The sequence below is a fragment of the Paenibacillus glycanilyticus NBRC 16618 genome (assembly GCF_004000805.1).
GTDB classification, from domain to species: domain Bacteria; phylum Bacillota; class Bacilli; order Paenibacillales; family Paenibacillaceae; genus Pristimantibacillus; species Pristimantibacillus glycanilyticus.
Genome location: NZ_BILY01000004.1, coordinates 116,708 through 129,968 on the forward strand (window position 1 = coordinate 116,708; position 13,261 = coordinate 129,968).

Sequence of the window (13,261 nt, forward strand, 5' to 3'; positions counted from 1 at the left end):
GTTTAAATCCGATACATTCAGTTCGAAGGGGTTACGCATCGACAGGGATTGTTTAGCAACGAAATGATAAACAAACATATTATAAAAATAAAAAGTCGCAGTTTATGCGACTCCCGGCGGTATGTAGATGTTCTGGTTCTCGACGGACAGCTTACTCTGTTTCCGTGAGCGTGGGAAATTCCCACTTACAAGAAGTATTAAAGAACTTTATTTTCACAGAATGTTAGTTATTCCTTATCAGTTAAAGAACTTTATTTCTCATTAAACAACTTTATTTACAATTAAAGAACTTTGTTTTCCCACACCAGCTCATTGTACCTGTGAAGGGGAACTACCTTACTTGTAACCTTCCTGTAATATTCCGCTCAGGTTCCTTTCATTATCGGCTACTATAATAAGAGACAAGACCCCCCTTTATATATTCTCTATTGTTGCCTGCGGCTGATTGCCGCAGGCTTTTTGTTTGCCTAGCAAGAAGCCCCCGCAGGACTATTCCCGCGGGGGCTGAGTACATTAAAGCTCCAACACCATAACGCCGTATGCCGGCATCGCTACATCGTTTTCCAGTGCTGTCCCTGTCAGGAGGTCCGTAACGCGCTGCTTCACTTGAACCGTTACCGGCTTATCCGAATAGTTCAGCAGGAAGGCGTATGAAGCATCCTTGGAAGCGCGAATTCCGATCTCGACTTCGGCCGGCGCGGAGATCCGGTCTGCGAGAGGCGAGCTTAAACCAAGCTCATCCAAAATTCCGTCGACTACCGTCTCGCTATAAGCAGCCCCTAAGTACCAGACTTGTCCTTCCCCAACGTTCCGGCGGGTTAGAGCCGGCTCCCCTTGATAATATTCGGTCGAGTAACGGGCGACAACTTCCGCTTCCGGGTTCTGAACGCTAAGCACCTCGTTGAAGCCAACCGCCTTCGTTCCCGCGGACAATCGTCCTTCCCATTGCAGCTCCGCCGCGTTCACTTTACCTTTGACAAGCGTAAAGTCCTCAACCGTAATGCCGCATAGTCCGGCAACCGGACCCGGGAATGGACGCATGTAGCATTGTCCGTTCACATCCTTGTACCCCGTACGGGCACCCAGGAACAGCTTCCCACCCTGCTCCACATAGCGGGTCAGAAGCTCGGCGGTCTCATCGGTCATAATCGCCGAATGAGGATAGACGATGACTTTGTACTTGGCCAAATCCTCGAGAGTTGTATTGGAACGCAAGAAAATGGAATCTGCCGGAATATGCCGGTATTGCAGCTGCTTGAACCAGGAACGCATGCTCTGCCACTGCAGAGGGCCATGCCATACATCCATTTCCCCATCCCAGTTATTGTTGTAATCCTGCATAAAAGCTACTTCCGCTTGATAGGTTGTCCCTGCAATAAGAGATCCGATCTTCGCGAACTCGCCGCCTACTTGAGCTACTTCCTTGACTCTCCTGTTCGGCTGGTTGTGGTAGTCATTGATGCCATGCCAATAAATTTCGGTACCGAACGTTGCCGTGCGCCAGCGGAAATAGACAAGCAGATCGGTTCCGTGAAGCACCGATTGATACGACCATAAGCGGATTTGACCCGGTCTTGGCGTTCCCATCTCAATCCGGTCAACCCAGCCGCCGGGGCCGGACTGCTGCTCCATGACGCAGAAGTTCTGAGAGATAGACCTGACGGTAGTCAGGTTAATGCTCCATTGGCGATCGAGCAGCGGAGCGATCTCATTATCGTTATAGAAAACGCTGCTGAACTGCGGATACGAATCATACGAGAAGAAATCGAGCAGCTCATCCGTCATCTTATGATTATCGAGATGGCCGAACAGTCCGTTAGTCGTTACCCAATGCTGCGGCGCCAGCTCGCGGATAATATCAGCCTGCAGCTTGGCGAACGAAATGACGTTATCCGAAATGAATCTCTTCTCATCCAATGCCAGATGCGGGTTCGGCGTATCCGTCTGCGACAGGTGCAGCTGCTCCCAATCCGTATAAGTCTGGCTCCAGAATACCGTACCCCAAGCTTTATTGAGATTGTTCAACGTCCCATACTTTTCTTTAAGCCATACCCGGAATGCGGCATGGTCGGCTTCGGCATAAAACACGTTTTTCTCGCAGTTAAATTCGTTATCGATCTGCCACCCTATAACCGCAGGATGGTCTTTGTAAGCGTTCACCATATTGCGCACGATTCGCTGGGAAAGCTCCCGGTATTTCGCGCTGGAATAATTGTAATGGCGGCGCATGCCGTGTTTGATCAATACGCCTTCCTTCGTTGCATTCAGCACCTCAGGATATTTATGCGTCAGCCAAGCCGGCGGCGTTGCGGTAGGCGTACCCAGTATGACTCTCAGACCGAAACGGTGCGCCAGATCCATCACCCGCGTGAAAAAGCTGAAGTCAAACACCCCTTCCTGCGGCTCGAGCATCGCCCACGAAAATTCCGCCATCCGGATCACCGAGATATTCATCTCCCGCATGCGCCGGAAATCATCCTCCCACAACCCCACCGGCCAATGCTCCGGATAATAACAGACTCCTAATGTTAACTCGTCCATTTGGATCGATTTTGCCATAGCGACATCCTCCTTAGCGTATCTTGCTTCTACCTCCATTTTAGTGGACGCCCGGGCAGAAGGATATGACAAAAAGATGCGAACTATATTAAAATATTGTCATATGATTTTTTTGATAATGACTGTTTTATCTCCTGATAATACCTATCGTATAAAAATATTGCGTTATTCTGAGGTGATTAAAATGAAAGAACATATCTTCCTTCCCAAGCCGATTTTCCCCCGTCATATCTGCTTTCCCGACTTCATCGGCGGCTATAGCGACTTCCCTGAGCATGCCGTCAATCGTGAATTTGCCACAACCGAAAACAACCTGGACCGTTATTACAACTTGCACATTGTGCTGGCCGGCAAAGGTTATCTGCACACGGACAACATGACCTACGAGCTGACGCAAGGGCAAGGCTTCCTATACGGCCCCGGCGTTAGACAGACGTATCATTCGGATGTCCGGGAGCCCTGGAGTATCCGGTGGGTCCATTTTTATGGCGTAAGGCCGGAGGAGTTTTTGGACGGAAAAGGTCTCGATGAGCCTTGGCTCTTTCATTTGCCTGATCTTGCCCCTGCTCAAGCCTTGATGGAGCGACTCCTTGAGCTTGGCAGAAGCTACGAAGTAGATGACGAATACGCGGCTGCTTCTACATTGTACGAGCTGCTCAGCAGAATTCAGACTACCGCCAGCCAGCTTAACGTGTCCGTCCATCAAGCCGCGGACAAAATCCGGGCGGCTGCCAATTACGTGCGCGCCCATTGCAATCAGCCTTTCACCCTGGAGCAGGCGGCCGCGATTGCCGGGTACAGCTCCCATTATTTCAGCCGGAAATTTAATCAAACCTTTGGCAAGTCCTTCTCCGACTTTCTGACCGAAGCACGTATACTCCGGGCGAAGCAGCTTCTTGCCTCAACCGCCCTATCGGTGAAGCTTATTGCGCTCGAAACCGGCTTTTCGCAAACCAGCTATTTCAGCAAATGCTTTCGCGATCAGGAAGGCATGACCCCGCTTCAATTCAGGGAAAGGCATAAGGCGTAAAATTATTACTAAATACCACTTGACTTGTCGGAATTATGGGGTTAATATCAATCCATAATCCTTCAACGTTCATTCTTTTAACGTTGAACTAATTTCATAAAGCCGATTGGATAACCAAAGGCCCAACTCACGTACCCGATCACGGGACGTCTGTTGCGGTCTTTTTTGTTTTCTTCGGATTATGCTTTCGAAGCAAGAATCATCACGAGTGGCCCTGTATCAGGCACTTTAAGTGAACATTCTTTTAGGAGGTAACGCGAGAACAACATGAAAGACTTCATAACCCAAATGGAAGAAAACGATTGGCTGTTCAGGAGAATGGTCCGCAGATTCGTTAAGGAACGCGACAAAATCTCCGTGGAGGACATTGCCCTGCCCGGCTTCCTAATTCTCCGGAGCATTCAGCTGGGCGGCGCGCAGAAGCTTGGAGACCTGGCGGAGCAGCTCGATCTGACCTCCGGTGCAATCACGGCTCTATGCGACAAGCTGGAAGCGAAAGGCTTCGCTGAGCGGCAGCGCCTGCAAGGCGACCGCAGGAACGTATGGCTGGACATTACGGAGGAAGGCCGGCAGTTGCTAAATCGGTACCCTGAGCTTGGCAAGCGGGGAGTAAGTCTCCTGTTTGGCAGCTTTAACGAGGTAGAGCTGGCCTGCCAGAAGGAAATTTTCGAGCGTATTTATGCCAATCTGGAAGGCTTCTCGGAGCGCTACATGGCGATGGTCAAGGAATACGAAGAGCAAAATGCGGAAGAGAAAACGGAAGAAAAACCAAAAAATAATCCGGCCGCTAAACCCAATCAAAATTATTTTCTGAATTATTAATTTAACCATCACAATTCATTTAAGGAGTGTTGAGCATGGGACATCCCACTATTTATCCAACCGGGGCAACGGTATATTTGCCCGAGAAAGCATGGAGCGGTTATACGATTTTCCAGGCGGCCAACGTTGGCGCCCTGCTGATTGATATGAGCGGCAAAGAGGTTCACTTGTGGAAAGGTCTGCGAGGCTTCCCGAACAAAATTTTGCCGGGCGGTTACGTGGTAGGCAGCACGAAGGAACGCGATCCGAAATACGGCTTCCAGGATGAAGCCGATCTGGTGCAAGTGGATTGGAACGGCAATATCGTATGGAAATTCAACCGCCTCGAATACATAGAGGATCCGGGCTACGAGCCGGAGTGGATGGCACGCGCGCATCATGATTACCAGCGCGAAGGCAATCCGGTTGGCTACTATGCTCCGGGACAGGAACCGCAGACAAACGGCGGACGCACCCTCATTCTTGCTCACCGCAACGTAACCAAGCCGGAGATCTCCGATAAACTGCTGCTTGACGACGTTATTCTCGAAGTGGACTGGGAAGGCAATATCCTGTGGCAATGGGCGGTAAGCGATCATTTCGAAGAGCTTGGCTTTGACGAAGCGGCGAAAAACGTGCTGTTCCGCGATCCTAACGGACGTCACTTCGGCGGCAATACGGGCGGCGACTGGATGCATATCAACTCCGCGTCGTGGGTAGGTCCGAACAAGTTTTACGATGCCGGCGACGAGCGCTTCCACCCGGACAACATTATCTGGGATGCGAGAGAATCCAATATTATCGCCATTACGGACCGCCAAACCGGCAAAATCGTCTGGCAGCTTGGCCCGGACTACTCGAAGCCGGAAGTGAAGCATTTGGGCTGGATTATCGGTCAGCATCATGCCCATATCATTCCGCAAGGCTTGCCTGGCGAAGGCAATCTGCTTGTATTCGATAACGGCGGCTGGGGCGGCTACGGTCTTCCGAACCCTGCATCTCCTTACGGCATCAAAAATGCCGTCCGCGATCATTCCCGTATTCTCGAGATCAATCCGGTCACTCTCGAGATTGAATGGCAATATACGCCAACGGAAGCCGGCTTTATGGCTCCGCTCGATTCCTATCGTTTCTACAGCCCGTACATCAGCTCCGCGCAGCGCCTGCCTAACGGCAATACGCTGATTACCGAAGGCGCCGACGGCCGGATTTTCGAGGTGACGAGCGAGCATGAACTGGTATGGGAGTACATCTCCCCTTACAAGAACAAAATTAACGCCAACATGGTTTACCGCGCTTACCGCGTCCCTTACGAGTGGGTGCCTCAGCTCGAGAAGCCTGTTGAAGAAGCGATTGTTCCGCTTGACGTTGCCGACTACCGGGTGCCGGGCGCAGCGGCAAAAGGAACCGATTCGGTTGTGGAGGTCGTAGGCACCGGAGAGTACGGCGAAGGCGCCTTCTGCGTCGCAACCGTCGAAGAAAACCCAAGCACGGCCGAATCCGGAGAAGAAAGCTGAGGCGAAGTTAGATGAAAAAGTTCGGTATTCTCGCAACGGTTCTGGCCGTTACCTTCACCCTTGCCGCATGCGGCGGCAAGGATAATAATAAGCCGGCAGCGGCTGAAGCGAATTCGGCGAACAGCCAGCAGGCTGAAGCAGCTGCTGACCCGATTAAGATTAAAATCGCGGACACCGCAACTAACCCCGTGCTCCGCGTAGCGAAGAGCAAAGGCTTCCTCGAGAAATACGGCATTGATGCCGACATCATTACCTTCGCTACGCCTGCGGAGGGTATTAACTCCTTGTTCATCAAGCAGGCGGATATCGGCTGGGGCGCAGACTTCCCGTCGCTGAACGCGGTAAGCAAAGGCGACTTCTCGATTATTGCCGCGACTGGCACGGATACCGAGGCATCCGCTGCCCAGTGGAAGCTGTTTGTCCGGGATGAAATCCAGTCCCCTGCCGATCTAAAGGGCAAAAAGCTAAGCACCCTTCGCGGCACGTTCCTCCCTTACTTGTGGGATGTTTATTTGAAGGATAACGGCGTAGCGGTAGCCGATACGAAGGAGATTGGGCAAGGCGGCTTCGACGAGGCTTACGTTGCGCTCAAAAAGGGCGAAATCGACGCCAGCTGGGTCATAGGCGCTACGCTGATCGATAAGTTCAAGGCAATTGAAGGCGTTCACGAGCTGACCGATATGTCCAAAACATCGGTTCGGATCGGCGGTACCATTATCGCCCCTAACTCCTTGATCAAGGACCATCCGCAGGCGGTCGCCAACTTCCTGAAGGCCTTGGATGAGACCTCGAAGTATATTACGGCTAATCCGGACGAAACAGCCGACATCCTATTTGCGGAAACCAAGCAGCCGAAGGAAGCAACCATCCGGGATTTGGCTACGAACAACTGGAAAGTTGGCTTTACCCAGCAATCCTTCGACAGCCTTACGAATCAGAAAAATTACATGGTGGGAGCCGGCATTATTAAGAACGACTTCAACCTCGCCGATAAGCTGAGTCTGGATAGCGTGCAGCAGGCGGTACCCGATCAGTTCACCTATAAGAAATAAGGAGAGATGACAAATGGTGTTGAATACGAGTCCATCTCCAAATACGATTACGATCGAACGGCTCAACAAGAGTTACTCGGAGGTTAAGCCAGGCTCGGGCGGCTCCGTTCATTACATCATCAAAGATATCGATCTGGTCGTGAAGGGCGGGGAATTTTTCGTTCTTCTGGGTCCAAGCGGCTGCGGCAAATCCACGCTGCTCAATATGATCGCAGGCTTTGTCTCCAAGACCGGAGGCAGCCTGCGCGTCGGGAACGATGAAGTCGACAAGCCCGGCAAGGAAAGAGCGGTTGTCTTCCAGCAGGCGGACTCCTCCCTCTTCCCTTGGCTGACGGTCCGGCAAAACGTTGAGTTCGGCCTGAAAATGAAAAAGATGCCAAAGGACCAGCGCAAGGAAATATCGGACCGCTATATCCGGCTTGTCGGGTTGTACGGCCATGAGAACAAATTCCCGCGCGAATTGTCCGGCGGTATGAAGCAGCGCGTTCAGCTTGCCCGCGTATTAGCCAATGATCCGGCGATTCTGCTGATGGATGAACCGTTTGGCGCCTTGGACGCCATGACAAGACGGATCATGCAGAAGGAATTAAGCCAGATTTGGCGGGAAACCGGCAAGACGGTGATTTTCGTCACCCACGATATTCAGGAAGCGCTGCTGCTGGGACAACGGATCGCCGTTATGTCTACCGGACCTAATGCCAAGATCTCCAGCATCTATCAGGTTCCGCTCGGCTATCCGCGCGATCCGGCCTCCCCGGAGCTGAACGAGCTTCAGCGCCATATCCAGTCTCACTTTGACGCCGAGCTGGAAGGAGGCATGTACCCGTGAAGGTTTTGCAAAAGAAATGGGTAACGATTCCGCTGCTGTGGGTCATCACCTTCATCGTTTGGCAGGTTGGCGCATGGATCTATGGTCCTGAGATTATTCCGAGTCCTGCCGCTACCTGGCAAGGAGCGCGGGAGCTGCTCAGTGACGGTTCATTAATGAAATATATCGGCATCAGCTTCTACCGGGTATTCGCCGGCTGGGCGCTTGGCAGCCTTCTTGCCATTCCGATTGGACTTACCATCGGCAAAGTAACCGCCATCCGCGTCTTTGCGGAGCCGTTCCTGAACTTTGTCCGGTTTATCCCTCCTATCGCGTTTATTACGCTGTTCCTCGTATGGTTCGGCATTGGCGAGCAGTCGAAGATTGCTCTCATTATGTACGCGACCCTATTTATCGTCATTATTAATACGTTAACCGGCGTTCTCGCTATTGAAGAGGACCGGATCCGCTCGGCCCGCAGCATGGGCGCTTCCGAATGGCAGATTTTGCTCCATGTCGTCATTCCGGCCACCACGCCTTATATTTTCACCGGCATCCGGCTTGCTATGGGTACCTCGTACATGGCAATCATAGGCGCCGAGATGATTGCCGCGAACGAAGGCGTAGGCTTCCTCATCTGGAACTCCAGACTTTACTTCCGTACAGACTGGATCTTTGTCGGATTGATCAGCCTTGGCCTGATGGGCTTCCTGACCGACCGCATCGTCGGCTGGCTGGGCAGCAAGCTGCTGTTCCGGTACGGCGTCATTAACACGACGGCCCTTCGCCGCCGCTAAGAAAATCTCTATCGAAGCCTCTCGAAGATATTGCGGTAACAAAAGAGCTGTCTCCAGGCCGGTCGTGACCGAAACCTGGAGACAGCTCTTATTCATGATCCGGCGGCACCGCAGCTCTGCCGCACGATCAGCTCCGGCGCAACCATAACCGAGCTCGACTGCAGCTGGCCGTTCATCAGGTCATACAGCATTAGAGCCGCCAGTAAACCAATCTTCTCCTTATCCTGTCTTACGGTTGTCAGCGGAGGAGTGATGTATTGGCATGCCTCGATATCGTCGCAGCCGATAACGGCAACATCCCCCGGGACGTTCAGCCCCTTCTCCCTGATTGCCCGAATCGCCCCAATCGCAAGCAGATCGGAAGCCGCGAATACCGCGCGCGGAACTTGCCCCGCTTCAATCATCCCCAGCATCGCCTCATAACCGGAATGCTCGAAAAAGTCGCTCCCGTTCCGGAAGAACGTCTCCGTGACAGGCAAGCCGTAACGCTGCAAGGCCTCCCTGTACGATTGCTCCCGGAACTGCGAGATCCGGCTTGTCCCCGAGCAGCCGATAAAGCCAAATTCCTTGTATCCCTGCAGGTAAAAGTGCTCCACAGCCCTGTTCGAAATATGGCTGTTGTCCGACATGACGTAACCGGACCGGTTGCCGGTCAGCTCAAGATCGATTCCGATGCACGGAATTTCGCTTTGATCGAGCTCTCCGATGCCCGAGTCAATCTCGTCGCCGGAAATAATAATGCATCCGTCCACCTGATAATGCCGGCAGCGGGACAGATAGTCCCCTTCCGAATCATCCAGTCTCTCATTTGAGAAGAAGAGCAGGTCGTACCCTAACAGACCGATTCTTTTCTTGAAGGCGTTGATTACATCCACAAAGAAAAGGTGATTGAACTCGGCATTTATTTTACCCGCGTACACAACGCCGACCAGCTGCGATTTGCGTTTCGGAGCCTTCGACGAATTGGAGGCCGCATACCCGTGCTCCTCCATAATCCGCAGCACGCGCTCTCTCGTTTCGGTGCCGACATCATTGTAGTTGTTTACGATTTTAGAGACGGTCGACACGGATACCCCCGCCAGCTCGGCGATTGTCTTAATCGTTATTTTCACCGTAATCTCTCACTTCCGTGGGCAGATCTGCCCTTCTTCTCTTCTTTTATCCATCCTATCATACCTGTCATTTTTCGGAAATACCATAGTTTTGTGTTTGTGATATTACGAAAACTTTCGTTATCAAAACAGGATTTAAGCCCTATTTTTGTAAAATTACCCACTTTCCTCTTTACAAATGAACGGATCGCGACCATAATCAAGATGCAATCACGAAAATTTTTCGAAAATCGCATCACCACACTCCTCTTTGTTTCGCTTCGTACACACATCAATCGCAATCACTTCCGTATTGCCCTCATCTTAGACATCTAAACACAGAATCTATCTCATGCTGTAAACGACAGAAGACGGTTCCGCAATCACTGGATTATGGAGAATAGGTCTTCTTTTTTTGTCGTCCTTAACCTACGAAGGGAGGCGATGCTGCCTGACCGGGGAGTCGGGTACAGATTTATGGCAGCTGTGAAGAATGCAGAACACACAGACCTTTTTTCGAGGAGGAGCTTGATGAAGAAGGATATGAAATGGACCAAATGGATGGTATTAACCGCATTATTTGCATTCACTATACTAGGCTCGTTTACTTCTCCGGCAGCGGCCGCCACGATCGCGGTAGGCGCGGGAAGCTATACGAACAGCCTGCCTGCAGGACAGACGGGACCTCCCGCAACGATCTACAAAACCTCTAATGTGACTGGGGCCATGCCAACCAATGACTGGTGGAGCTCCCTCGCCTGGAAGGCCTACTCGGACGTGATGTTCCCTCACCCGCTTGCCGTTCAGGCGAAAGCAGACGGGCTTGGCATCGGCTATCCGGTGCAATCCGGCAGCGCGGACGCCATGTTTGGCGCGTACGTCAACGATTTCACCCTTGGCCATTCCGCCCAGTCGAACTTCCCGGATGCCAAGGTAGACGCCTTTTCCGACTGGACGGTATCGATGCTGTTCAGCAGCGGCGGAACGATGCGGTTTACAACCGGACACGGCCTGCCGTTTATCTACGGTACATACGCCGGCGGCCTGCCTAAGCTCACTTTCCCGTCCGCTCCAACCGTCTGGTCCGGCAGCGCTTCGAGCAGCGTTCTGGGCGTAACGATTAACGGCCATCACTACGGTTTATTTGGACCTACCGGCTCCACCTGGTCCGGCATTGGAACCTCTACGCTTACCAACTCGTTGAACGGCAAAAGCTACTTCTCGGTAGCCGTTCTTCCTGACAATACGGCGGCTACTCTAAATGCCTATAAGCAATACGCCTACTCCTTCGTAACCAATACAACTTCGAACTACTCCTACAACTCTTCGACCAGCAAGGTGTCAACTACCTACTCTGTCACAACGCAAGCTATGGAAGGCACGCAGACCGGCACGATTATGGCGCTTTATCCCAGCCAGTGGAAAAATACATCAACTTCGCTGCTCCCGTACACCTACGACAGCGTGAGGGGAACGATGAAGACGGTAGCCGGGTCCTCTTTTACAACATCGCTTACTTATCAGGGCATTCTCCCTTACCTGCCTGCCGTTGGCAGCTATAACAACGCAACCTTGAACAACTATATCGAGTCCGTCCGGACCGAAGCGAACCATACCGTTGGGGCAACCGATACGTATTGGCTTGGCAAATATTTGGGCCGGATCGCCAACCTGCTCCCAATCGCCCAGCAGGCTGGCAACACGGCAGCCGTTGCGAATTTCGAGAACTATCTCGAGACAACGCTGAGCAGCAATTTGACTGCGGGGACAAAAACCAACAACCTGTTCTACTACAACAGCAATTGGGGCACCCTTATCGGCTACCCGGCCAGCTATGGTTCGAATGATTCCTTGAACGACCATCACTTCCACTACGGCTATTGGGTTCGCGCAGCGGCTGAAGTGGCCCGCAACAATCCAAGCTGGGCTTCAACCGCTAACTACGGCGGCATGGTGAATATGCTGATCAAAGATTTCGCCAACTGGGACCGCTCCGACACCAGCTTCCCTTACATGCGCAACTTCGATCCTTATGCCGGCCATTCCTGGGCGTCGGGCAACTCCGAATTTGCGGACGGCAATAACCAGGAATCGTCATCGGAGGCGATTAATGCTTGGTCCGCGATGATCCTGTGGGGGCAGGCTACGGGCAATACGGCTATCCGCGATGCGGGGATCTACCTGTACACGACCGAGGTCAACGCGGTAAACGAATATTGGTTTAATATCGATGGAACCAACTTCAAAAGCGGCTATAACCACAACTACTCCTCGATGATCTGGGGCGGCAAGTCCGTCTATGCAACCTGGTTCTCGGCGGACGTACAGGCGATCCGCGGCATTAATATTTTGCCGGTAACCGCAGCTTCCGCGTATCTTGGCTACAAGCCTTCCTATTCCGCAGCCTTCCTGGCGCAGACAGCCTCCGAACGCGGGGGCAATGCCTGGAACATGTGGCCGGATATATTCTGGGAGTACCAAGCTTTGTATGATGCGGACGGTGCGATCAGCCTGTTTAACGCGAATCCGAACTACACGCCGGAGGACGGCGAGACCAAAGCGCACACGTACAGCTTCCTGTATAACATGCAGGCGCTTGGTCAGGTGGATACTTCCGTAACGGCTAACGTGCCGACCTACGGCGTATTCAAAAAAGGCTCAACCCGCAACTACGTCGCATACAATCCGGGAACTTCGGCCATTACGGTTACGTTCTCGGACGGAGCTACCTTGAGCGTGCCTGCCGGCTCGGTCGCTTCCTCGCTTGGAACGGTTGTTACGCCTAGCGGACCGTCAATTACCAGCTTGAGCCCCTCTTCGGGTTCAGCGGGAAGCACGGTTACCGTAACGGGCAGCGGATTCGGAGCTTCGCAGGGTACATCGTCTATTAAGTTCGGCTCTGCGGCCGCTGCCGTAACAAGCTGGTCGAACACTTCCATTACGGCGACCGTTCCTTCGAGTCTTGCGGCAGGAAGCTATAATGTAACCGTAACGACCTCTGCCGGAACCAGCAATGCAGCGAGTTACACCGTTGCGGGGGCATCCCTCTCAAGCAATGTGCTTTATGCGAGATCGGGCTCCAGCTTAAGCTTTACGGCAGGAACGGCGGCAGCAAGCGATACGATTGCTAGTGCGGGCGGAGCAAACTATGACGGTAATCCGCATAGCCCAACTACGTACACGATTACCGGCATTACCGGCACCTACGACGCGACTAAAGCAACCGCCTTCCATCTGTTCCTGGACTCCGGGACTAGCGTCGGCAACGGCGTTCAGGTACAGGTCACGTATGATTTTAACGGCAACGGAAGCGCGACGAGGGTGGAAACCTACGGTTACTTCGCGACCAATGACGTAACCGGCTGGGAGGATTATACGCAAGGCGGCGGACCAACCTCGGCTACCGGCTCCTTCGCGAACATGAACAATGGCACCATTACGATTAAGGTGTGGAGCGCGATTGGCAACGGGGCATCCTCGCTTCGCGTCAATGCGAGCAGCGCCAACGGCCAGCAGTCTACCGTGACCATTCCGTATAAATAAAGAAGAGACCGCTTCTCTCCGGGTAGTTTGTACCCAGCCGCGAAGCGGTCTTTCTCTGTTTGG

General features: G+C 52.6%; 9 protein-coding genes. 7 read left to right on the forward strand and 2 right to left on the reverse strand.

Translation table 11 applies throughout. From position 1 onward, the window contains the following. Window positions 1-513: 513 nt before the first annotated feature. On the reverse strand, window positions 514-2,559 hold the full coding sequence (locus tag PGL01S_RS04190) for a beta-galactosidase (RefSeq protein WP_127491729.1): 2,046 nt from the start codon (window positions 2,557-2,559) through the stop codon (window positions 514-516). A 184-nt stretch (window positions 2,560-2,743) separates the two neighbouring features. Between PGL01S_RS04190 and PGL01S_RS04195 the strand changes: the two genes are divergently transcribed. From PGL01S_RS04195 to PGL01S_RS04220, 6 genes are all read left to right on the forward strand, one after another. Continuing rightward, window positions 2,744-3,589: a helix-turn-helix domain-containing protein gene (locus tag PGL01S_RS04195; RefSeq protein WP_127491731.1), complete on the forward strand. Its 846-nt coding sequence runs from the start codon at window positions 2,744-2,746 to the stop codon at window positions 3,587-3,589. A 267-nt stretch (window positions 3,590-3,856) separates the two neighbouring features. Further along, window positions 3,857-4,411, forward strand: a complete 555-nt coding sequence (locus PGL01S_RS04200) for a MarR family winged helix-turn-helix transcriptional regulator (RefSeq protein WP_127491733.1) — start codon at window positions 3,857-3,859, stop codon at window positions 4,409-4,411. Window positions 4,412-4,446: 35 nt separating this feature from the next. Further along, on the forward strand, window positions 4,447-5,907 hold the full coding sequence (locus PGL01S_RS04205) for an aryl-sulfate sulfotransferase (protein WP_127491736.1): 1,461 nt from the start codon (window positions 4,447-4,449) through the stop codon (window positions 5,905-5,907). A gap of 11 nt (window positions 5,908-5,918) precedes the next feature. Next, window positions 5,919-6,959, forward strand: a complete 1,041-nt coding sequence (locus PGL01S_RS04210; protein ID WP_127491738.1) for an ABC transporter substrate-binding protein — start codon at window positions 5,919-5,921, stop codon at window positions 6,957-6,959. Window positions 6,960-6,972: 13 nt separating this feature from the next. After that, window positions 6,973-7,788, forward strand: a complete 816-nt coding sequence (locus tag PGL01S_RS04215) for an ABC transporter ATP-binding protein (protein WP_127491740.1) — start codon at window positions 6,973-6,975, stop codon at window positions 7,786-7,788. Beyond that, entirely contained in the window at window positions 7,785-8,564 is a 780-nt protein-coding gene (locus tag PGL01S_RS04220) for an ABC transporter permease (RefSeq protein WP_127491742.1), read from the forward strand. Before PGL01S_RS04215 ends, PGL01S_RS04220 begins: the two co-directional genes overlap by 4 nt. Window positions 8,565-8,656: 92 nt before the next feature. Here the strand turns inward: PGL01S_RS04220 and PGL01S_RS04225 are convergent, their stop codons facing one another. Continuing rightward, window positions 8,657-9,670, reverse strand: coding sequence for a LacI family DNA-binding transcriptional regulator (locus PGL01S_RS04225; protein WP_127491934.1), 1,014 nt, complete (start codon window positions 9,668-9,670; stop codon window positions 8,657-8,659). Window positions 9,671-10,186: 516 nt separating this feature from the next. Here PGL01S_RS04225 and PGL01S_RS04230 point away from each other — a divergent pair. Next, window positions 10,187-13,198 (forward strand): glycosyl hydrolase, encoded by a 3,012-nt coding sequence (locus PGL01S_RS04230; RefSeq protein WP_164775377.1) that lies wholly within the window; start codon window positions 10,187-10,189, stop codon window positions 13,196-13,198. Window positions 13,199-13,261 lie beyond the last annotated feature (63 nt).